At 67.9% G+C, this 18,902-nt stretch carries 16 protein-coding genes and 1 riboswitch; of the genes, 9 read left to right on the top strand and 7 right to left on the bottom strand.

Annotated elements, in window-relative coordinates; all coding sequences use genetic code 11:
* Positions 1-31: 31 nt before the first annotated feature.
* Together EAX62_RS03200 and EAX62_RS03195 are read right to left on the bottom strand one after the other, a co-directional pair.
* Positions 32-604: a hypothetical protein gene (locus EAX62_RS03200; RefSeq protein WP_147453989.1), complete on the bottom strand. Its 573-nt coding sequence runs from the start codon at positions 602-604 to the stop codon at positions 32-34.
* Positions 605-709: 105 nt separating this feature from the next.
* Positions 710-1,225: an NUDIX hydrolase gene (locus EAX62_RS03195; protein ID WP_121900199.1), complete on the bottom strand. Its 516-nt coding sequence runs from the start codon at positions 1,223-1,225 to the stop codon at positions 710-712.
* An 11-nt stretch (positions 1,226-1,236) separates the two neighbouring features.
* Here EAX62_RS03195 and EAX62_RS03190 point away from each other — a divergent pair, with 11 nt between their 5' ends.
* Together EAX62_RS03190 and EAX62_RS03185 are read left to right on the top strand one after the other, a co-directional pair.
* Complete coding sequence (locus tag EAX62_RS03190; protein WP_121900198.1) at positions 1,237-1,749, top strand: hypothetical protein; 513 nt, start codon at positions 1,237-1,239, stop codon at positions 1,747-1,749.
* Positions 1,750-1,834: 85 nt separating this feature from the next.
* Positions 1,835-2,503: a dienelactone hydrolase family protein gene (locus EAX62_RS03185; protein WP_121900197.1), complete on the top strand. Its 669-nt coding sequence runs from the start codon at positions 1,835-1,837 to the stop codon at positions 2,501-2,503.
* Between the two features lie 60 nt (positions 2,504-2,563).
* Here the strand turns inward: EAX62_RS03185 and EAX62_RS03180 are convergent, their stop codons facing one another.
* Positions 2,564-3,640, bottom strand: a complete 1,077-nt coding sequence (locus EAX62_RS03180; RefSeq protein WP_121900196.1) for a branched-chain amino acid aminotransferase — start codon at positions 3,638-3,640, stop codon at positions 2,564-2,566.
* A gap of 466 nt (positions 3,641-4,106) precedes the next feature.
* On the bottom strand, positions 4,107-5,606 hold the full coding sequence (locus EAX62_RS03175) for a CoA-acylating methylmalonate-semialdehyde dehydrogenase (protein ID WP_121900195.1): 1,500 nt from the start codon (positions 5,604-5,606) through the stop codon (positions 4,107-4,109).
* Between the two features lie 243 nt (positions 5,607-5,849).
* Here EAX62_RS03175 and EAX62_RS03170 point away from each other — a divergent pair, with 243 nt between their 5' ends.
* Complete coding sequence (locus tag EAX62_RS03170) at positions 5,850-6,878, top strand: Gfo/Idh/MocA family protein (RefSeq protein ID WP_121900194.1); 1,029 nt, start codon at positions 5,850-5,852, stop codon at positions 6,876-6,878.
* Between the two features lie 124 nt (positions 6,879-7,002).
* On the opposite strand, the gene EAX62_RS03165 is transcribed toward EAX62_RS03170, so the two are convergent.
* The 3 genes from EAX62_RS03165 to EAX62_RS03155 all read right to left on the bottom strand — a co-directional run bounded on the left by EAX62_RS03165 (position 7,003) and on the right by EAX62_RS03155 (position 10,630).
* The gene (locus EAX62_RS03165; RefSeq protein ID WP_233557845.1) at positions 7,003-7,971 is read right to left on the bottom strand and encodes a substrate-binding domain-containing protein; all 969 of its coding nucleotides are present in this window, start codon (positions 7,969-7,971) and stop codon (positions 7,003-7,005) included.
* Positions 7,972-8,052: 81 nt separating this feature from the next.
* Positions 8,053-9,072 (bottom strand): ABC transporter permease, encoded by a 1,020-nt coding sequence (locus EAX62_RS03160; RefSeq protein WP_121900192.1) that lies wholly within the window; start codon positions 9,070-9,072, stop codon positions 8,053-8,055.
* Positions 9,056-10,630 (bottom strand): sugar ABC transporter ATP-binding protein, encoded by a 1,575-nt coding sequence (locus EAX62_RS03155; RefSeq protein WP_121900191.1) that lies wholly within the window; start codon positions 10,628-10,630, stop codon positions 9,056-9,058. Before EAX62_RS03155 ends, EAX62_RS03160 begins: the two co-directional genes overlap by 17 nt.
* A 378-nt stretch (positions 10,631-11,008) precedes the next feature.
* Here EAX62_RS03155 and EAX62_RS03150 point away from each other — a divergent pair, with 378 nt between their 5' ends.
* From EAX62_RS03150 to EAX62_RS03125, 6 genes are all read left to right on the top strand, one after another.
* A complete protein-coding gene (locus tag EAX62_RS03150; protein ID WP_199711086.1) occupies positions 11,009-11,968 on the top strand; it encodes a cobalamin biosynthesis protein in 960 nt (319 codons plus the stop codon).
* A complete protein-coding gene (locus EAX62_RS03145) occupies positions 11,965-13,425 on the top strand; it encodes a cobyric acid synthase (RefSeq protein ID WP_121900189.1) in 1,461 nt (486 codons plus the stop codon). Before EAX62_RS03150 ends, EAX62_RS03145 begins: the two co-directional genes overlap by 4 nt.
* Before the next feature lie 92 nt (positions 13,426-13,517).
* A riboswitch (cobalamin riboswitch) is annotated at positions 13,518-13,634 on the top strand.
* The gene (gene cobI / locus EAX62_RS03140) at positions 13,631-14,443 is read left to right on the top strand and encodes a precorrin-2 C(20)-methyltransferase (protein ID WP_121900188.1); all 813 of its coding nucleotides are present in this window, start codon (positions 13,631-13,633) and stop codon (positions 14,441-14,443) included. Its footprint overlaps the riboswitch before it by 4 nt.
* Positions 14,440-15,297 (top strand): precorrin-4 C(11)-methyltransferase, encoded by an 858-nt coding sequence (gene cobM, locus EAX62_RS03135; protein WP_121900187.1) that lies wholly within the window; start codon positions 14,440-14,442, stop codon positions 15,295-15,297. The genes cobI and cobM overlap by 4 nt, the downstream gene beginning before the upstream one ends.
* A gap of 1 nt (position 15,298) precedes the next feature.
* On the top strand, positions 15,299-17,686 hold the full coding sequence (gene cobJ / locus EAX62_RS03130) for a precorrin-3B C(17)-methyltransferase (RefSeq protein ID WP_121900186.1): 2,388 nt from the start codon (positions 15,299-15,301) through the stop codon (positions 17,684-17,686).
* Positions 17,683-18,900 carry a CbiX/SirB N-terminal domain-containing protein gene (locus tag EAX62_RS03125; protein ID WP_158600486.1) on the top strand — a complete coding sequence of 406 codons (1,218 nt, stop codon included), beginning with the start codon at positions 17,683-17,685 and terminating at the stop codon, positions 18,898-18,900. The genes cobJ and EAX62_RS03125 overlap by 4 nt, the downstream gene beginning before the upstream one ends.
* The last annotated feature ends 2 nt before the right edge of the window (positions 18,901-18,902 follow it).

Here is an 18,902-nt window from a genome sequence, read left to right as displayed (position 1 = left end):
GGCCCGGCGCGTGACGTCGATGAGGATGGCCTCAGAGAATGCCGTCGTGCTTCCCCGCATCGCCCAGAACCTGGTCGGTCTCGGGCTCCTTCTCGGTGACGTCCTCGGACAGGTCACTGGAGAAGGTGGCTGCCTCCGCGGGGATGGAGGTCTCACCGTCGTTCACGGCCGACTCGGTGGTCCCGTCCTGCTTGGGTGACGTGCTGCGGTTCACCACCTCGCGGCCCTTTTCCGCCAGATCGCGGTAACCGCGCGACAGGTCCTCGGCGAAACGGCTCAGCTGGTCAGAGAGTTGGTCCAGGAACGAGTTGGCCTTAGCGCCGTCCTCCTCCGGATGTGCGTCAACGTACTGCTTCCTCTGCTCGTCGTAGAACGCCTTGGCCTTCTCCCCCACGAGTCCGGCGAATCCAGCTGCCGCGTACGCCGTCTCCGTGGCGAACTTGATGGCCGCATCCCCCACCTTCTCCGGGGTGATCCTGTCGTCATCCTTGGTGCTCTCGAGACCCTCGGCTGGCTCGTGCGCCTCCGCCGCGGCCTGGTCGGAGGCCTGCTTGTCCTCCGGGTTCTCGTTGATGGTGCTCTCGTTGATGTTGTATTCAGTCATGGGTGGTCCCTTCTTCACTGTGTCGTTGCTCTCCAGTGTGGTGGCCAAGGGGTGCACCGACAAGGGGCAAGGGTTCGAGGGACCCGGATTCATCCCTCAGCGGGGTCAGAGCCGGGTGGAGGCAACGCCGTCGGCGACGAGCCGACCGTCCTTGTACGGCAGGACGGCATGGAACTGCCGGGGATCGTCGTCGAAGACCCACGGAAGGAAGTGACGGTCGCCCTCCCACATCGGCAAACTCCCCAGTTCGCTGATGGGAACCCATTGCAGGGGGCCGTCATCATTGCGGGCGGGGGGTTCGCCGTCGAAGCCGTCGATGATGAAGACCAGCCCGAACCAATCGGAGCCGTCGGACCCGAAACCGGGCCAGGCGATGGTGCCGCGCAACGTCAGCGACGTGGCGGCAATGCCTGCCTCCTCCATCAGTTCCCGCTTCATGCAGGCGACGGCGTCCTCGCCGGGCTCCAGCTTCCCGCCGAGCCCGTTGTACTTGCCCTGGTGGTCGTCGCCGTCGCGCTGCCGGTGCACCAGCAGTACGTCGTCGCCCCGCCGGACGTATCCCAGGGTCCCGATGATCGCTCGCCTCACGTCCCCCAACGTAGCCTTCGGCGTTCCCCGCATACGATGGGGTCATGTCGAAAGCCCTGAATCGCATCACCCCTTGGATCGCCGGCGCCGCCCTGGTCGTCACACTGTCCGCCTGCACGGGCGAGAACAGCCAGGAACTCGCTGCGACGCCGAACACGGCCAGCGTGCAGCCCACCGACCCCTCGGCGCCCATGGAGCCGGAGACCAGCCCCGGCGTGGAGGAAACCAGCCAGCAGTTCGAGGGAACCACGTCGGAGGAGACCATCACCGCCAACCAGATGGAGATCGTGATCCCCACAGGGCTGCGCATCCCGGAGGACACGCTGGTCACCAAAGCCGAACCCAACTCCATCATGATGGCCGATGAGGACCCCACGGCCGTCACGGAAATGGTGATGGCCAGCGCAGCCGAGGCCGGCTACGAGGTGTACGGGGAGATTCCGGGCGGCTCGGTGCTCGTGGGCCACGGCAACGCCGTGATGTTCACGGCGTTCCCGCAGGTCCAGCAGATCACGTGGGGCCCCGAGGTCATGAAAGACGTTCTGGCCACGAACTGATCGCCCTCCCCGCTCCCCCCTGACTGTTCATATCTGTCACATCACCAAAGCCACGTCGCAGCCCCCGGAAACGTAGTCTGGGGCGATGAGGCTGGAAACTGTGGGGAGTTCGTATCTGGCGATGCCGGAGGGCACCGGCCCGTTTCCCGGCGTGGTGGTGGTCCACGAGGCGTTCGGCCTCAACGACAACATCCGTGACATCTGCCGCCGGTTCGCCGACCAGGGGTACGCGGCGCTGGGCGTCGACCTGTTCGAGGGTCGGAACCGGGCCGTTTGCATGGCACGCATGATGGCGGGGGCCCTTGCCGGCAACCTCGACCACAAGGGCGTGCCCGAACTGAAAGCGGCCCTCACGCAGCTGGGCGCGCTGCCGGAGGTGGATGCGGAGCGTATCGGCGCCGTGGGGTTCTGCCTGGGCGGCACGATCATCATGACCTGGGCGTGCACGGATGACCGGCTCAACGCGGTGGCACCGTTCTACGGTGTGGCGCCCCGCTCCGAGGAGGCCATCCGTCGCATGTGCCCGGTGGTCGGTTCCTGGCCCGGAAAGGACTTCACCACGAAGGCCGCCCACAAGGTCGACGTCGAGCTGCTCGCCGTGGGGACGCCGCGCGACATCAAGGTCTACCCGCAGGCCAAGCACTCGTTCTTCAACGACCAGGGCCGCAGTCACGACCCGGAAGCAGCCGCCGACTCGTGGCACAGGGTGCTGGCCTTCTTCGACGAGCACGTCAAGGCCGGCGAGGCGTCCTGAGGGACACCACCACCCACCGCCTGAGTGGGCCTGCCCACCACCGTGTCGGACGGGCGTGGCTCAGCCGACGCGCCGCAACCAGCCATGCCTGTCGGCCGCGCGGCCGTACTGGATGTCCAGCAGGTGCTGGCGGAGCTGCTGGGTGCGGGCGCCGGGGGTGCCGTCGCCGACAGCCTCCTCGCCGTGCTCGGGCGAGTTGAAGCCGACGATGGGCGTGATGACCGCGGCGGTGCCACAGGCGAAAGCCTCGGTGATGTGGCCGCTGGCCAGACCCTCGCGCAGCTCGTCAACCGAGATCGGGCGCTGCACAGGGGTGAGCCCGTGCTCGGGGGCGAGCGTGAGGATGGAGTCGCGGGTGACGCCCTCCAGGATGGTGCCCAGCGCCGGGGTCAGCAGTTCGTCGTCGGCGGTGATCATCATGAAGTTCATGGTTCCGCACTCCTCCAACCACTTGTGCTCGGCGCCGTCGGTGTAGAGCACCTGACCGCACCCGTGCTGCTGCGCCTCGACGGCGGCTGCCAGGCTGGCGGCGTAGTTGCCACCGCACTTGGCAGTGCCGGTGCCGCCCGCTGCGGCACGCGTGTAGTTCGGAGTGATCCAGAGCTTCACCGGGTCCGGGTAGTACGCGCCGGCCGGCGTCGCCAGGACGGAGTACAGGTACTGCTTGGCCTCGCGCACCCCCAGGTAGGGCTCGTCGGCGATCTGGAACGGTCGGATGTAGAGGCTCTGCTCGTTGCTGTTCTCGGGGACCCACACGCGTTCCAGATCCACCAGCTCCATGACGGAGGCCAGGAACAGTTCCTCGGGCAGCGGCGCCATCTGCAGTCGCTGCGCGGAGCCCACGAAGCGTCTGGCATTGCGCTCGGGCCTGAACAGCCAGACGGAGTCATCGTCGTGGCGGTACGCCTTGAGGCCCTCGAAAATCTCCTGCCCGTAGTGCAGCACGGCCGCGGCGGGGTGGAGGGTGAAGTTGGCCGTGGGCACGATCCGCGGGTTCTCCCAGCCACGACCCTCGGTGAAGTTCACGACGGCCATGTGGTCGGTGTAGAACCTTCCGAATCCGGGGTCGGCGAGCGCGGCCTCGCGCTCCGAGTCCGGTGTCGGGGTGGAAGATCGTTGCAGGTCAAGGAGCGCCATGGGCGAAACCCTATCCGACACGCCTGTCCGCACTTCCCCCGCGTTCACGTCCGGCGGCCCAGCTCATCACCGCAGGCGGGCGAAGACCGCACCGCCCGACTGGGTCACCGATCTGGCCGGTGGGCAGCATCGGCACCGAGATGCCGTACCAAGGTCAAAGGTTGAACGCCTCGAGCCGCCGCCAGCAACTGCGCAACGGTGCGGAGCAACCCTCTGGCGCCGTCGCGATCGATGAGTTGACCCCGGATGCAGCCCGTCATGGACGCGATGCTCACGCCCGTTGCTGCAAGGCTGTCCGGGCCCTTGGTCGTCCAGTCCCGGATCTCCGCGTCAGGGCCAAGGGCGTGCATTGATGCCAGCCGTGTGGTCCAAGGCAGCTCTGCGTGAAGAGCATCTCAGCGCTGGCGGCACGCGTGAACGGCGAGCTCAGTCCGAGCTCGCCGTTCAGCTTGCGCAGAAGTGCCCCTCACTCCTCGCGCTTGAACGACATCGTCGCGGCGTGAGCGCCGGATTCGGAGGGCCAGCGTGACGTGATGGCCTTCAACCGGGTGTAGAACTTCACGCCCTCGGGGCCGTGGATGTGGGTGTCGCCCATGAGCGAGCCCTTCCAGCCACCGAAGGAGTAGTAGGCCACGGGCGTCGGGATGGGAACGTTGATGCCCACCATGCCGGCTTCCACGTCGAGCTGGAAGGCGCGGGCCATGCCGCCGTCGTTGGTGAAGATCGCGGCGCCGTTGCCGAATTCGGAGGCATTCACGATCTCGATGGCCTCGGCGTAGGTGTCGGCGTGCACGATGGTCAGGACCGGTCCGAACACCTCCTGGGTGTAGACGGGGGCGTCGAGGGCGACGTCGTCGAGGATGGTGGGGCCGAGCCAGAAACCACCGGCATGGCCGTCGACGGTGAGACCGCGGCCGTCCATGACCACGGAGGCGCCGCGCTGCTCGGCATCATCGATGAGGCCGACGATGCGCTCCTTGGCGGCGCTCGAGATGACTGGGCCCATCTGGACACCCTCGTCGAGCCCGTTGCCCACCCTGATGTTCACGGCGTGCTCCTTGACGAGCTCGGCCAGCTTCGGGCCGACCCCACCCACTGCCACCACCACGGGCAGCGCCATGCAGCGCTCCCCCGCTGCACCGAACGCGGCAGCGGAGATGTGCTGGGCGGCGAACGCCAGGTCGCAGTCCGGCATCACAATGGCGTGGTTGTTGGCGCCACCGAGGGCCTGGACACGCTTGCCGTGGGCGATGCCCTTCTGCTGCACGATGCGGGCCACGGGGGTGGATCCGACGAAGGAGATGGCGTCGACGCCGGGGTGCTCGATGAGGGCGGTGACCACGTCGACATCACCGGCCACCACGTTGAACACGCCGTCGGGGAGGCCTGCCTCCTTGTAGAGCCGCGCGATGATCAGCGACGCCGTGGGCGTCGGTGTGGCGGGCTTCAGGATGAAGGCGTTGCCGGTGGCAACGGCCACCGGATGCATCCACATGGGCACCATGACGGGGAAGTTGAACGGGCAGACGCCGGCCACCACACCCACGGGCTGGCGGATGGAGTGGATGTCGACGCCACTGGAGACGTCGAAGGAGTACTCACCCTTGAGTGCGGCGTTGATGCCGCAGGCGAAGTCCAGGGTCTCGCGGCCGCGCTGGATCTCACCGAGGGCGTCGTTGTAGTCCTTGCCGTGTTCGGCGACGATCGCCTTGGCGATCTCGTCGGAGTGTGCCAGCACGAGCTCGCGCATCCTGAACATGATGGCGGTCCTCTTGGCCAGCGACGTCTTCGCCCAGCCCTTCTGCGCCCGGCGGGCCACCTCCACGGCATGCTCGACATCAGCCTTGCTGGCCGCGAGCAGTTCGCCCTCGACCTGGCCGGTCGCCGGGTTCTCCACGTCGATCCTGTGCGTGGGGGTGCCCTCGTAGGGGGCTCCGTCGATCCAGTGGGTGATGGTGGTCGTCATGCTGTCCAGCCTTTCAGTCGCGGTTCTTGCAGGCGTTCTCGGTCACGCATTGCGCACATCGCAGAGGCCGGCGCCGTCATGGCGCAGCCACACAGACCAATGTTTGTTCATACATTAGCCCGAGAACCGCGTACTGGCAAGTGGTGGGACACGCGAGGATGGTGCCAACACCCCGTCATCCTTGACAGTACAAATGGCCCTCAGTAGCGTTCACAGGAGCTCAAGACTTGCAGAGAGGCAACGATGAACGACTCCGTACAACCCCACTCCCTGGCCCTGCTGGGCATCGGCCGCATCGGGATCATGCATGCCCGTATCCTCGCCGCCCACCCCCTGGTCGAGCGCCTCGTGCTCGCCGACGTGGACCCGCAGCGGGCCGCCCAGACCGCCGCGGAACTGGGCTGCGAAAGTGCGCTCGTCGAGGTGGTGCTGGACCCCGACAATCCCCTTTCCCTGGATGGTCTCGTCATCGCCACCGGCACCGACACGCATGCGGACCTTCTCATCACCGCCGCCACGATCGGCCTGCCCACCTACTGCGAGAAGCCCATCGCACTGGACCTCGAGCAGGCACTGGCCGCCCAGCGGGCACTGGAGGAGGCACGGCTGCCCCACCACATTGGCTTCCAGCGACGATTCGACGCGGGCTACACCCGTGCACGGCAACTCCTCGAGGCCGGCGAGCTCGGGGAACTGCGCCGATTCCACGCCCTCACCTGCGACCCCCAGCCCCCCGCCGACCGGTTCATCCCCGGCTCCGGCGGCGTCTTCCTGGACTGCAACGTCCACGACTTCGACATCCTGCGCTGGGTCACGGGGCGTGAAGTGGTGGAGGTGTATGCCACCGGATCCGCACGCGGCTCGAAGGCCTTCGCGGAGAACAACGACTTCTCCGACTCCGTGGCCATCCTCACCTGCGACGACGGCACCGTCGGCAGCGTGCACTCCTCCCGCTACAACGGGCAGGGATACGAGGTACGCCTCGACCTCATGGGGACGCAGGGCTCCGCCAACGTCGGGCTGGACAACAGGGTGCCGTTCCGGTCCGTGGAGGACGGCGTCGAGTTCCCGCCGGAGGCGCCCTGGGACGACTTCATCGCCCGGTTCCTGCCCTGCTACGAGCGGGAGCTGGACCACTTCCTGCGCAACACCATGGTGGGTCTGCCCAGCGCCTGCACCGCCGGGGACGCCGTCGAGGCCCTGAAGATTGCGCTGGCCTGCAACAAGTCCCGCGACGAGCACCGCCCCGTCAGGATCTCCGAGATCCTCTGAGTTTCCGATCCCGCGGCGGGCGGAACACACACGAACGCTCCCCGTGGTGGCCACTGGATCAACCAGCCGCCACCACGGGGAGCGTTCGTGTTGAGCGACGGGATCACCGTCGTTCACGTGAGCGTCAGAGAATTTCCTGGACGTCCGCGTCGTTCATGTTCTCGGGTGTGACCCACACGGACTCGGAGACAATGTTGGTTTCCGCCGGCATGGTGCCCTTCGAGGCGTCGACGAGCATCTCCACGGTCTTGTAGCCCATCCCAAACGGGTTCTGGACGACGACGCCGAAGATCTTCGACTCCTCCAGGAGCGTCAGAACGTCGGGCGAGGCGTCGATGCCGATGACGGTGGTCTTCATGGACTTGGCGGCCACTTCGTCGGCGATGGCGATGACGGAGTCGTCGTCGGTGCCGAAGAAGCCCACCAGGTCGGGGTGCGCCTGCAGGATGCCCTGGGCCTTGTCACGGGACTTGGCCGGGTCGGACTCGCCGTTCTGGACGTCGACCACCTCCATGTCTGGGGCATTCTCCGTGAGCCAGTCGCGGAAACCGTCGCGACGCTCACCGGCAGTACCCACCTCGCCGTGGGCGATGATGGCCACCTTGCCCTTGCCGCCGGCGGCCTCGGCCAGCTTCTCCGCGGCCTCCGCACCCATGCCCGCGTTGTCGGAGGCGATGGTGGTCAGCGGCACGTCGGAACCGCCGAGCGGGGTGTCGAAGATGATGACGGGGATCTCGGCAGCCTTGGCATTCTCCAGCAGGCGCGGGGCGCCGTCCTGTGCGCCGTCCTGCGGGGCGAAGCCGATGCCGATGGGCTTGTCGTTGATGGCGGACTCCAGCTGGTTGAGCTGCTTGTCACCCTCGGACTCTGTGTCGGGGCCGTTGAAGACCACCTCGACGCCCAGCTCCTTGCCGGCCGCCATGGCCCCTTCCTTGACCTTGCTCCAGTACTCGGACGCGTTGGCCTTCGCAACGAGGGTGACGCGACCGCCGCCCCCCGTGCTGGGGCTCTCGCCGTCGGAGGTGACGTCCTCGGGGCTGCAGGCTGCGAGGCCGCTGACGGCCAGGGCGGCGCCCAGTGCTGCGGCGATCATCTTCTTCACGGTGTTGTCTCCTTGGTGTGGGGGGTTCTGCGGTGGGTGACGATGGGGGGTTTGTGCGGTGGTGAGCCTGGCTCACTCCTCCTTGCCGCCGCGTCGCACGATGTCGACGAAGACGGCCAGGAGGACGACTGCTCCCAGGACGACCTTCTGCCACTGGTCCTGGACGCCCATGACGGTCAGGCCGTTGAAGATGGTCTGGATGGTGACGGCGCCGATGACCGCACCGAAGATGGAGGCGCGGCCGCCGCGGAGCGACGTCCCGCCGATGACGGCGGCGGCGATGGCATACATCTCGTAGCCCTGGCCCAGGGTGGGCTGCGCGGCCGAGAGTCGCGACGACATCAGGATGCCGGAGATGCCGGTGAAGGTACCGCCGATGACGTAGGCGAGCATCTTCCAACGGCGCGTGTTGACGCCGGAGATGCGGGTGGCCTCCTCGTTGGAGCCGATGGCCAGCGAGTAGCGGCCCACGGCGGTCTTGTTCATGAGGACACCGGCGACGATGGCCAACGCGATGAGGATCAGCACGGCGTTCGGGACCCCGGGGATGAGTTGCCCGATGGCGATCTGGTCATAGCCCTCGACGCTGCGCAATGAGATGGTCTTGCCATCGGCCAGCACCAGCGCGGTGCCCCAGGCGACCATCATCATGGCCAGCGTCGCGATCATGGGCTGCATTCGCACGTAGGACACGAGGAAACCGTTGATGGCGCCGAGTAGTGCGCCCGCGAACAGGGCTCCGAGGATCCCGATCCAGATGGGGAGTCCGAGGCCACCCGTCTGCGCGATGAGCAGGGCAGCGAAGACCGAGGTGGCCGCCATTCCGAACCCGGGCGTCAGGTCGATCCCGCCGGTGGCGATGACGAACGACAGGCCCAGGGCCTGGATGCCCGTCACCACGGAGGCGAGCAGCAGGGAGGAGATATTGCCCCAGTTGGCGAAGTTCGAGTTCATCACGGAGAAGAACACGACCAGCATGATGAGGACCAGCACCACCATGCCCTGCTGGATGAAGGCCTTGTAGCGATCCGGGATGGCGCCGAAGCGGGCGCGCTTGCCGGTGATCGTCGCGGTCTCAGTGGTCGTCGTCATTGTCGGCCTCGCTCGTGTTCTCGGTCTCGTGGAACTGGGTGGCCAGTTCCATGATCTTTTCCTGGGTTGCCTCCGCATTGGAGAGGAAGCCGGTGATCTGCCCGTTGCACATCACGGCAATACGGTCCGACATGCGCAGGATCTCCTCCATCTCGGAGGAGATCATGATGATGGACTTGCCCTGGTCGGTGAGCTCGTCGAGGAGGTCGTAGATCTCCTGCTTGGCACCGACGTCGATACCGCGGGTGGGCTCATCGAAGATGAGGATGTCGCAGTCGCGCTCCAGCCACTTGGCAAGGACCACTTTCTGCTGGTTCCCACCGGAGAGGTTGCGGATTTTCTGCCGCACCGATGGCGTCTTGGTGGACAGGGCCCTGGCCCATTTCCCGGCGGCTTCCCGCATCGCCTTGTCCTGCAGTATCCCCAGTTTGGTGTAGGAGCCGATGGAGGCCAGCACCGTGTTGGCCGTGACGTCCTGCCCGAGGATGAGTCCGTACTTCTTGCGATCCTCGGAGAGGTAGCCGATCCCGAGCTGCACGGCGTCCTTGGGATGGTTGATGTGGACCTCGGCGCCCTTGTAACGGATGACACCCGAGGATCGGGGGTCCGCACCGATCAGCGCGCGGGCCGTCTCCGTGCGCCCGGCCCCCATGAGGCCGGCGAAGCCGAGGATCTCCCCCTTCTCCAGCGTGAAGTTCACATTGGTGAGAAGGGAGGGAGTCGAGAGGTTCTTCACCTCGAGGATCGGCTCGGTCTCGGCCCGGGGTTCCGGGCGGACGTTGGAGACGATGTCGCGACCCACCATCATGTGGATGATCTCGGGGATGGTGACCTCGTCGCCGGGTCGGGTCGCGACGAGTTCGCCGTCGCGCAGGACGGTGACCTGGGTGGCCAGCCTGCGAATCTCCTCCATGCGGTGGGAGATGTAGACCACCGCGGTCTGGGGGGTGACGAAGTCATCGACGATCCGGAAGAGGGTGTCCACCTCGGAGTCGGTGAGGGCCGCGGTGGGCTCGTCCATGACGAGGATGGACGAGTTGAACGACAGCGCCTTGGCGATCTCCAGGAGCTGCTGTGCCGCGACGGTGAGCTGGGCGACACGGACCTTCGGGTCAATCTTCACCCCGAGCCGGTCCAGCAGTTCAGCGGCCTTGCGGTTCAGTGCGGCGTCGTCGTTGATGAGGCCACCAAAACGCTTGGGCTCCCGGCCTATGAAGATGTTCTGGGCGACGGTCAGGTGGTTCATCAGGAAGAACTCCTGGTGGATCACGCTGATCCCGGCGTGGTGGGCCGAAAGGGGCGTTGGCAGGACGAGCTTTTCACCGCGGAGGAGGAGCTCACCCTCGTCGGGCTGGTAGATGCCCGAAAGGATTTTCATGAGTGTGGACTTACCAGCACCGTTCTCGCCCACGAGAGCGTGGACCTCGCCGGCACGCAGAGTGAAGTCAACGTTGTGCAGCGCCCGCACCCCCGGGAAGAACTTGCTGATGCCGCGCCCCTCGAGCAGGACCTCGCCGACCCCGGCCACCGTGCCGGCAGTGGCACCAGGTTGCGTCATCCTCAGCCTCCTTGCTGTCAGTGATTCGTGCGTTGGATCCCATGGAGCGATGTCCCACGAGTACCGCTCCACCGAGCTTCCGTGATCGGTGGTGCTGTGCAATGTTCGCAAGCACCCGGACATTTGTCAAACATTTGTCTTCTCAAAGACCCTGGAGATGACCGCTGGCGTCACGCAGCGACAATTCAGCGGACCCATCAATCGTAGCCAGAGCACGTTACCTCCACACTTTTCGACGAAAGTGGCGGGGTCATGGTTGTTGTAACATACGAGACCCATGGGGGTCGCGACTGCGCCGACCGGCCGAAGGGGAACCGTGAGGCGCTCACCCGGGCCCTGCCCCCGGGCCCACCAGCACCCACTGCTAGCCTGCCCATCATGCTGACCAGTCGCGCGTGCGGACTCGCCGCTGGCCTGATGGCCGACGCCCTCCTCGGCGACCCGGAGCACCACCATCCGGTGGCATGGTTCGGCTCGTGGGCCCACTGGCTGGAGCAGCGGATGCATGCCGACGACACTGTCCGCGGCACCCTCTACCTCGCCGCCGTCCTGGCTCCCCTTGCTGGCGCCTCGATAGCCCTGGAACTGAACAGCAGACGCCACCCCCTCACGCACGCCGCCGTCACGGCGCTGTGCACCTGGGCCGTGGTGGGCGCACACAGCCTGTCGCGCGAAGGCACGCTCATGGCCGAGCGACTCGACCTCGATGACCTCGACGGCGCACGCGCCCGCCTCGGCAACCTGTGCGGCCGGGACCCCTCCGGTCTCGATCATGAGGAACTGGCCCGGGCCGCTGTGGAGTCGATGGCCGAGAACACCGCCGACGCCGTGGTCGCGTCCCTCTGGTGGGGGGCACTGGGTGGTATTCCCGGGCTGGTGCTGCACCGCGGCATCAACACGCTTGACGCCATGGTGGGGCATCGCACGCAACGTTTCGCACACTTCGGCACCGCATCCGCGCGCATGGACGACCTCGCCGCCCTGGCCCCCGCCCGCATCACGGGGCTCGCCGCGTGCCTCCTTGCACCGTACGTGGGAGGCAGCACCCGCGAGTCGTGGCGCATCATGCGACGCGACGCCCGTCGCCATCCCTCCCCCAATGGCGGCTGGTGCGAAGCAGCATGGGCCGGCGCCCTGGGAGTGCAGCTCGGGGGTCGCAACGTGTATGCACGGCGCACCGAGACCCGCCCGCTGCTGGGCGAGGGTCCCCGGCCACGCAGCCCAGAGCTGCGCCGGGCAGCCGCACTGGTGGGGGCGGTGACTGCCTCCGCGACCGCCGTCGCCGTGCTGGGGTTGCTGGCCACCGCCCGCCTCGGAACGGGAAGGGATCGTCCGTGACAGGCCTGCTGATCGCCGGTACGAGCTCGGATGCCGGCAAGTCACTGTTCGTCACCGGTCTGTGCCGGGTGGCCCGCCGCCGGGGCATCGACGTGGCCCCGTTCAAGGCCCAGAACATGAGCAACAACTCCATGGTCTGCTCCGATGGGTCCGAAATCGGCCGCGCACAGTACCTCCAGGCCATCGCCGCAGGACTGGAACCAACCTCGGTGATGAACCCCGTGCTGCTCAAGCCGGGCAGCGACCGCCGCTCCTTCATCGTCCTGCGCGGTCAGCCTGCCGGAACCCTGGAGGCCGGGGAGTACACCACCGGGCGTCGCCAGCTCGCCGACGCCGCCTGGGCGGCCTACGAGGAACTCTCCAGCGCCCACGATCTGGTGATCTGCGAGGGCGCAGGCTCCCCCGCCGAGATCAACCTGCGCACCGGTGACTACACCAACATGGGCCTGGCCCGCCGGTTCAACCTGCCGGTGGCGCTGGTCGGTGACATCGACCGCGGCGGGGTCCTGGCCTCGATCTTCGGCACCTGGGCGCTGCTGGAGAAGGAGGACCGGGCCCTCCTGAGCGGCTACGTCATCAACAAGTTCCGCGGGGACCAATCCATCCTCGACCCGGGACTGGTGGAGATCACACGACGCACGGGGCTGGCCAACCTCGGTGTCCTGCCGTGGCTGGAGGGGGTGTGGCTCGATGGTGAGGATTCGCTGTCGCTGGGCACCCTGACCCGCAGCGCCGGACGCTCCGGGGAGAGCCCCCACCTGAGCGTGGCCGTGGTGCGTCTGCCGCGGATCTCCAATGCCACGGACGTCGATGCGCTGGCGCAGGAACCGGGTGTGCGGGTGGTGGTCACCACATCTGTGGCCGACGTGGCGGCAGCGGACCTGGTGGTCCTCCCGGGCTCGCGATCCACCCTCAACGACCTTGACTGGTTGCACCGCAGCGGCATCGCGGCAGCTCTCCAGGCCCGGGCCCGGGCGGGGCTGCCGATCCTCGGTATCTGTGGTGGTTTCCAGATGCTCACCCGCCACATTGAGGACGGCGTCGAGTCCGAGGAGAGCCGTCCGGGACTGGGGCTGCTGCCCGCGCGCGTCGACTTCCATCCCGACAAGACGCTGCGGCGTCGGCGCGGCACCTGGCAGGGGCACGCCGTCGAGGGGTACGAGATCCACCACGGCCGATGGTCGGAGGCTACGGACGCACGCGCGCTGGGCGCACAGGACTTCCTCTCAGGGCTGCAACTGGGCACCACGTGGGGCACCATGTGGCACGGCTCGCTGGAGAGCGACGACTTCCGCCGCACCTGGCTGCGCCGGGTGGCAGCGCAGGCAGGACGCGACTGGCAGCCCAGCCCCGGAGCCCCCGGCTTCGCTCAGCGCCGTGAGGACATGATCAACACCACGGCGGATGCCATCGACAGCGCCATCGACGTAGAGAAGATCTTGATGCTCGCCCGCTGACCCGTTCGCGGTCCTCCAGTGCTAATCGGCCCCTCTGGAGGAGGGCCGCGGCGCCACTGCAAAGATGAATGACAACCAAGCATGGATCGCGAGGAACCCGGTGAGATTCCGGGACGGTCCCGCCACTGTGAACGTGTTCTCCACGTCAGTCAGATACTCGCAGCATGCACGCCACACCCTAGGGGCGAGAGACCCAGGAGGCAGGATGCGCGACGTGACCACCGGCAAGAAGAGCTCCACGAGGCCCTTTGTGGGGCCCACCACCCGATCCAGCACCCGTCCACGACTGATCGGCGTGGGGGTGGGACCGGGCGATCCTGAACTGGTCACCGTCAAGGCACTGCATGCCCTTGCTGGGGCCGACGTCGTGCTGGTTCCCGCCACCGAGGGCTCCGGAGACGGCGCCGGCAGGGCAGAGACGATCGTCACACAGGCCTGCCCCTCCGCGGCCCCCACCATCCAGCGGATCCCGTTCTCCATGGCTGACCGTTCCGGCATCAGTGGGCGGCGCAAACAGGCCTGGCTCGATTCCGCCGAGGCCGCCATCAGCGCCTTCGAGTCCGGCGCCGACGTGGTGGCGTTCGCCACCGTCGGAGACCCGAGCGTCTACTCCACCTTCTCCTACCTGGCCGCCCACGTCGTCGAGCGACTGCAGGAGGTGGAGGTGGAGGTGATCCCGGGCATCACCGCCATGCAGGCCCTTGCCGCGCGGAGCCGCACACCCCTCGTGGAGGGCACGGAGACCCTGGCGCTCGTCCCCATCACGGCTGGTCTGGAGGTCCTCGGCCGCGTCCTGGACACCGTGGACACCGTGGTGGCCTACAAGGGCGGGCGCCACCTCCCCGAAGTTGTCGAACTTCTCAGGCGCAGGGGACGAGACGGGGTACTCGGCGTGCAGATCGGCCTCGACGACGAACAACTGGTCACCCTCACCGACGTGGACGAGGGACGGCGTGCGCCGTACTTCAGCACCGTCCTGGTTCCGGCGCAGCGCAGCGGCACCGGGGGCCGGCTGTGACCGGTCGCGTGGTCTTCGTGGGCGCCGGACCCGGCGCCGCGGACCTCATCACCGTGCGCGGTGCCCGCGTGATCGCAGAGGCCGACATCATCATCTGGGCCTCCAGCCTGGTCCACCCCGCCATCGTTGCCGACGCCAAGCCGGGGGCCGTGCTGGTCGATTCCGCTGGTGAAGCACTCGAGGACACCGAGCTCCACTACCGACGCGCAGCCCGGGAGGAGCTTCTGGTGGCCCGGGTGCACACCGGGGACCCGTCCATCTACGGCGCCACCGCCGAACAGGTGCGCATCTGCCGCGCGCTCGGGTTGGACGTCGAGACCGTGCCAGGCGTCTCTGCCTTCTCCGCGGCCGCAGCACGCATGAATGCCGAGATCACACTCCCCGAGGTCTGCCAGTCGTTCATCCTGACCCGCCTCGAGGGCGGACGGACCCCCATGCCACCCAAGGAGACCGTCCGCTCCTTCGCCGCCCACGGCGCCACCATGGCGCTGTACCTCTCCGCTGCACGCAACAAGCAACTGCAGGACGAACTCCTCGCAGGTGGTTACGCGCCCGGGACGCCCTGCATCATCGGCTACCGCGTCAGCTGGCCCGACGAGAAAATGATGCGCTGCACCTTGTCCACACTCTCCACCACGATGCGCGAGCACAAGCTGTGGAAGCACACCGTCGTCCTGGTGGGTCCAGCCATGGCAGAGGCGCCTGAGGGCAGCCGCAGTCACCTCTACCACCCCGGCTTTCGCCACGAGTACCGCAGCGCCGACCCGGAGGCGCGACGCGACCTCCGCGAGCGCGGCGCCGGACCTGTGACCGGGCAGGCCGAGAACCATCCCAGCGATCCCCGGGAGGGATGACATGATCCACGTCCACGGCTACCTGGGAGAGATTTCCCCTGCAACCCGCACACTCGCCAGCACCTGCGCCCTGGTGGTGGGCGGACTCCGCCACCTCGAGAGCCTCGACGTCCCCGAGGACCGCCGGGTGGTGCTCGGCGCCCTGACCCCGGCCCTTGAACGTCTGTCCCACCTACCACCGGGGCAGGATGCACTGGTGGTGGCAAGCGGCGACCCGGGCTTCCACGGCATCCTGCGCCGGATTCGGCTCGCCGGCCACCAGGTCAGGGTTCAGCCGGCCGTGACATCCGTGGCTGCGGCCTTCGCCGCCGTCGGCCTGCCCTGGGATGATGCCGTGGTGGTGTCGGCCCACGGCAAACCCCTCACCGAGGCGCTCCGCACGGCACAACATCACCGCAAGATGGCGGTCCTGACCAGCAGCACCGGCGGCATCGTGGAACTGGCCACCGCACTGGCCGCCCTGAACCGCACCTGGGTGCTGGCCGAGCGGTTGGGAGAGGTCGACGAACGCGTCCGCATCCTCGACACACGGCAGGCCATGGAACTCTCCGACGTCTCCGAACCCAACGTGGTCCTGGTCCTGGCGGGCCACCCGGACGACCCGGCGCTCATCGACCGGGAGGTGGTGGCAGTGCGCGACTCCGACACCGCCACACCCGACGTGATCGGGCAGTTGGTCAACTCGCCAGCAGCCCGTCGCCGGGCGGACCAGATCGACGCACTACTGGGCACCCCCACGCGCCGATACGACGGGTCCACTGCAGAGTTGCTCCCCCGCGCCTGGTCGGAATGTGACCTCCTGGTGAGCCACCTCGCACTGGGCGCCACGACCCGTCTGGTTGCGCCGCTCCTGCGCGACAAGAAGAGCGATCCCGGCGTGGTGGTGCTCGACGAGGCCGGCCGTTTCGCAGTCCCCCTCGTGGGGGGCCACGCGGGCGGGGCCAACACCCTGGCCACGCGGATCGCAGAAGGGATCGGGGCCACGGCCGTGCTCACCACCGCCACCGACGCCCTGAACCTGCCCGCCCTCGACACCCTCGGCTGGCACTACGACGGCGACGTGGCACGCGTCACCCGTGCCCTCATCGACGGCCGCCCGGTCCGGATCGAGAAGGAACACCCCTGGCCGTTGCCACCACTGCCAGCCAACGTCGCCACGGACGCACCCGGCGCCGAGGCACGCATCCTCGTCACGGACCGCACCGATGCCAGCCCCGGCCCCCTGCCGACCGTGGTGCTGCACCCCGACAGCCTCGTGGTGGGCATGGGCTGCAACCGCGGCACCTCCGTGGAGGTGCTGCGCGGTCTGCTGGAGGACACCCTGGGCGAGCACGGACTGTGCCTGCAATCGGTGCGCGCCATCACGACCATCGACCTCAAGGCCGGCGAGATCGGACTCCTCCAACTGGTCCGCCAACTTGGAGTTCCCCTCATCGACTACACCGCCGACGTACTGGCCGCCCAGGACGTGCCCACGCCGAGCGCACTGGTGGCGGGCCACGTCGGAACCCCCTCGGTCGCCGAAGCCTCCGTGGTCGCCCACGGGGCTGCGCTGGTGGTGCCGAAATGCAGCAACAAGGAGGCCACCTGCGCGGTGGGGCGGATGCCTGCCCGCGGATGCCTCAGCGTGGTGGGGCTCGGCCCCGGCTCACGGGACCTCCTCACCCCCCGCGCGGTCGAGGCCCTGCGCAAGTCCAGTTTCATCGTCGGCTACGGCCCCTACGTCAAGCAGATCCGGGATCTGGCCCGCCCGGGGACCCGCATCATGGCCTCGAAGATGGGCACCGAGTCAGCACGCACGGCGGCCGCCATCCAGGCGGCCCGCGACGGTGAGAACGTCGCCCTGGTGTGCGGTGGTGACCCGGCCATCTACGCCATGGCATCGCCCGTGCTGGAGCAGGGGACAGACGGCATCGACGTGGACATCGTGCCCGGCGTCACGGCCTCGTTGGCCGTCTCGGCCATCCTCGGTGCGCCACTGGGTCATGACCACGTGACCATCTCGCTGTCCGACCTCCACACGGACTGGGAGACCATCGAGCGTCGCCTGCGGGCCGCTGCCGAGGGGGACCTCGTCACGGTGCTGTACAACCCGCGCAGCCGCACGCGCCTCCGCCACCTCCCCCGCGCCCTGGAGATCATCGCCCCCCACAGGAACCCCGACACACCGGTTGCCGTGGTGCAGCAGGCCTGCCGACAGCGCGAAAAGGTGGTGATGAGCACCATGGCCGAGTTCCAACCCGCATGGGTGGACATGAACTCGCTGGTGGTGATCGGCTCCACCACCACCCGCTACGTCACCACGGGAAGCGGCGAGCGGCGCATCGTCACCCCCCGCGACTACCAGTGGATGCCGGAACGCTCCCCCGAATGCAAGGAACTGTCATGACTGCCGCCCTCGTCATCGCCGCACACGGCACACGTGACCCCGCCGGGCAACTGGTGGCACACGCCCTGACGGCGCGCGTGGCAGCACTGCTGCCCGATGTCGACGTCAGCGTGGGTTTCATTGAGCTGAGCCACCCCACCATCCCCGAGGCGTTGTCCGCCGCCCTCTCCCGCTGTCCAGCCGACGACAAGCGCGTCGTCGTCGTCCCGCTGATGCTGGGCACTGGCACCCACGTCCGCCACGACATCCCGGACTTCATCGAGGAAGTGGTGGCGGAGTTCCCCGACGCGCGCATCGACTACGCCCCCCATCTGGGGCCGGACCCGGCACTGTTTCGTGCCGTGAACCGCCGCATCGACGACGCCATGGGCGACTGGCGCCGCGAGGACACCACACTCGTGCTCGTCGGTCGTGGAGCGCTGGTACCTGACGCGAATGCCGACCACGTGAGGCTCGCCCGCATGCATTACGAACAGGGTGGGTGGCGCAACGTCACGCCCTGTTTCCTACAGGTGACGCAACCCCACCTGCCGGAGGGGCTCGACCGCGCCCGCGCCCAGGGAACGGGCCAGATCCTCGTGATCGGCCACTGGCTCTTCCCGGGCCGCATGCGCACCTGGACCCATGAGCAGGCCCTGGCCTGGGCCTGCGACCACCCTGAGACAGCTGTGCGGGTCGGGGAGGTCATCGGCGACTGCGACGAACTGGCCGGGGTGGTCCTCCAGCGCTTTCGCGACATGCGCCCCGACCACCGGGTGGAAGGGTCACCCGCCTACGTCTGCGGCCTCCTGCTGCAGGATCGCCAGGTCCTCATCGTGGGGGGCGGGAACGTGGCCCAGCGCCGGGTGCCCACCCTGCTGGAGGCGGGGGCGCATGTTCGCCTCGTCTCCCCCACGGCCACGCCCGCACTGGAACACCTTGCCGGGACGGGACAGATCGAATGGCACCGGCGTCCCTTCGAGGACTCCGACCTGGAGGGTGTCTGGTACGTGCAGGCCACCACCGACGATCCCAGGGTCAACCGACGGGTGGCCCACGGGGCGGAGGCGCGACACACCTTCTGCGTGCGCGCCGACGACGCGTGGGCAGGTTCGGCATGGACACCCGCCACCATGCGCACCCGGGGCGCCACGGTGTCGGTGCTGAGCAACAAGGACCCGCGGCGCTCACGCGCGCTGCGCGACGAGATCGCCGGACTGCTGGAGGGCGCCTGAGC

The sequence above is a fragment of the Tessaracoccus antarcticus genome, from assembly GCF_003688855.1.
GTDB lineage: Bacteria > Actinomycetota > Actinomycetes > Propionibacteriales > Propionibacteriaceae > Arachnia > Arachnia antarctica.
This window is presented reverse-complemented; position numbering and strand designations above follow the sequence as displayed.

What these genes read in the sequence shown, in the direction of transcription:
- EAX62_RS03200 (WP_147453989.1), bottom strand. Translation starts at nt 604, where the DNA reads ATGACTGAATACAACATCAACGAGAGCACCATCAACGAGAACCCGGAG.
- EAX62_RS03195 (WP_121900199.1), bottom strand. Translation starts at nt 1,225, where the DNA reads ATGCGGGGAACGCCGAAGGCTACGTTGGGGGACGTGAGGCGAGCGATC.
- EAX62_RS03190 (WP_121900198.1), top strand. Translation starts at nt 1,237, where the DNA reads ATGTCGAAAGCCCTGAATCGCATCACCCCTTGGATCGCCGGCGCCGCC.
- EAX62_RS03185 (WP_121900197.1), top strand. Translation starts at nt 1,835, where the DNA reads ATGAGGCTGGAAACTGTGGGGAGTTCGTATCTGGCGATGCCGGAGGGC.
- EAX62_RS03180 (WP_121900196.1), bottom strand. Translation starts at nt 3,640, where the DNA reads ATGGCGCTCCTTGACCTGCAACGATCTTCCACCCCGACACCGGACTCG.
- EAX62_RS03175 (WP_121900195.1), bottom strand. Translation starts at nt 5,606, where the DNA reads ATGACGACCACCATCACCCACTGGATCGACGGAGCCCCCTACGAGGGC.
- EAX62_RS03170 (WP_121900194.1), top strand. Translation starts at nt 5,850, where the DNA reads ATGAACGACTCCGTACAACCCCACTCCCTGGCCCTGCTGGGCATCGGC.
- EAX62_RS03165 (WP_233557845.1), bottom strand. Translation starts at nt 7,971, where the DNA reads ATGATCGCCGCAGCACTGGGCGCCGCCCTGGCCGTCAGCGGCCTCGCA.
- EAX62_RS03160 (WP_121900192.1), bottom strand. Translation starts at nt 9,072, where the DNA reads ATGACGACGACCACTGAGACCGCGACGATCACCGGCAAGCGCGCCCGC.
- EAX62_RS03155 (WP_121900191.1), bottom strand. Translation starts at nt 10,630, where the DNA reads ATGACGCAACCTGGTGCCACTGCCGGCACGGTGGCCGGGGTCGGCGAG.
- EAX62_RS03150 (WP_199711086.1), top strand. Translation starts at nt 11,009, where the DNA reads ATGCTGACCAGTCGCGCGTGCGGACTCGCCGCTGGCCTGATGGCCGAC.
- cobI (WP_121900188.1), top strand. Translation starts at nt 13,631, where the DNA reads ATGCGCGACGTGACCACCGGCAAGAAGAGCTCCACGAGGCCCTTTGTG.
- cobJ (WP_121900186.1), top strand. Translation starts at nt 15,299, where the DNA reads ATGATCCACGTCCACGGCTACCTGGGAGAGATTTCCCCTGCAACCCGC.
- EAX62_RS03125 (WP_158600486.1), top strand. Translation starts at nt 17,683, where the DNA reads ATGACTGCCGCCCTCGTCATCGCCGCACACGGCACACGTGACCCCGCC.